Source organism: Bradyrhizobium sp. P2_E8 (assembly GCF_056403875.1).
This window is the reverse complement of sequence record NZ_JBFUES010001359.1, coordinates 1-1,579: the sequence shown is the minus strand read 5'-3', so window position 1 is coordinate 1,579 and position 1,579 is coordinate 1. Positions and strand designations below refer to the sequence as shown.

The window sequence follows — 1,579 nt, the reverse complement described above, 5'->3', positions numbered from 1 at the left end:
GCCTTAGGCCGCGTCTCGAAGGATGGACCCGGGCGAGATCTGGCATTCATGGTTCGAGACGCGCGTTCCGCGCTCCTCACCATGAGGATCGAGAGCGAGGGCGTGGTAGGAGAGACGGACGAAGATGCTGAGCCCGGACGAACTCGAACGCTATGCCCGCCATATCGTGCTGCGCGACGTCGGCGGCCCGGGCCAGGCTGCGCTGAAGCGGGGCTCCGTGCTGGTGATCGGCGCCGGCGGGCTCGGCGCGCCCGCCTTGATGTATCTGGCCGCCGCCGGAATCGGTACGCTCGGCGTGGTCGATGACGACGTGGTGTCGCTGTCCAACCTCCAGCGCCAGGTGATCCATACGACGCCGGACATCGGCCGCCACAAGGTCGAGAGCGCGGCCGAGCGCATTTCCGCTCTCAATCCACATGTGCGCTTCGTCGGTCACGCCACCTGGCTCAACGCCGACAACGCGCTCAGCCTGATCGGCGACTACGACCTCGTGCTCGACGGCTCCGACAATTTCTCGACACGCTATCTGGTCTCGGATGCCTGCTTCTTCGCGAAGAGGCCGCTGATCACCGCGGCGCTCGGCACCTTCGACGGCTCGCTCACCACCATCCGCGCGCATGAGAAGAACGAGGCTGGCGAATTCAATCCGACCTATCGCTGCCTGTTTCCGGAGGCGCCGCCGCCCGGCACGGTGCCGGCCTGCGCCGAGGCCGGCGTCATGGGCGCCCTCGCGGGCGTGCTGGGTTCGATGATGGCGCTGGAGGCGATCCGCGAGATCGTCGGTTTCGGCGACGGCCTCGTCGGCCGCCTGCTGATGATCGATGCGCGCGCGATGCGCTTCGAGACGCTGCGCTACGCGCGCGATCCGGCCAATCCGCTCAACGGCGATGGGCCTGTGTTCGAGGATCTAAGCATCCATCGCGAGTAGGCTGCTCACATTGCCGGGCGGAGAAAGTCGCGCGCCTCGCGTCGCCTGTGYCGTCTCCGGACAGTGATCGGGACGGGCCCGAATCGACACTTGCAAGTGTCTCTCTTCGTGATTGAATTCGCGTCGCCGCAAGGCAAATGGTTATTTCAGATTGGAGATTGCTATGAAGTACATCTCGAGCTGGAAACTGCCGCCAAGCCTGATCGACTCCGCGATCGAGAAATTCCTGAAGACAGGGGGCGCGCCACCGGAAGGCGTGAAGATGCTCGGCCGCTGGCACGGAATGAATGGGACGGGTTTTGCCATTTCGGAGAGCAACGACCCCAAGGCCATGTACCAATGGTACGCCCAATGGGCCAACGTCATGGAGATCACTGTGACCCCATGCGTGGAAGACGCCGAAGCCGGCCCGATCCTGGCCGCCTTGGCAAAGCAGTGACTGGCTCGGAGCGGCCGCGGTATGCCGGCCGCTCCGTTCAAGTCTGCGAGCCTCGGCGCACAGCGCCTCAGAGCATGCTCGGCAGCACGCGATCCGGCGGCTTGTGCGCGTCGAGGAAGGTGCGGATGTTGATGATCACCTTCTCGCCCATCTCGACGCGGCCTTCGATCGTGGCCGAGCCCATGTGCGGCAGCAGCGTCACCTTGCCGGCC

At 65.1% G+C, this 1,579-nt stretch carries 2 protein-coding genes and 1 pseudogene; 2 read left to right on the top strand and 1 reads right to left on the bottom strand.

Annotation, left to right across the window (positions count from 1 at the left end):
* Positions 1 to 124 precede the first annotated feature (124 nt).
* A complete protein-coding gene (locus tag AC1D00_RS40430; protein WP_027546836.1) occupies positions 125 to 928 on the top strand; it encodes a HesA/MoeB/ThiF family protein in 804 nt (267 codons plus the stop codon).
* A 163-nt stretch (positions 929 to 1,091) separates the two neighbouring features.
* Positions 1,092 to 1,367, top strand: coding sequence for a DUF3303 domain-containing protein (locus tag AC1D00_RS40425; protein ID WP_135175165.1), 276 nt, complete (start codon positions 1,092 to 1,094; stop codon positions 1,365 to 1,367).
* Between the two features lie 67 nt (positions 1,368 to 1,434).
* Here AC1D00_RS40425 and AC1D00_RS40420 read toward each other — a convergent pair.
* A pseudogene (locus AC1D00_RS40420) lies at positions 1,435 to 1,579 on the bottom strand (D-glycerate dehydrogenase); the annotation flags it as partial.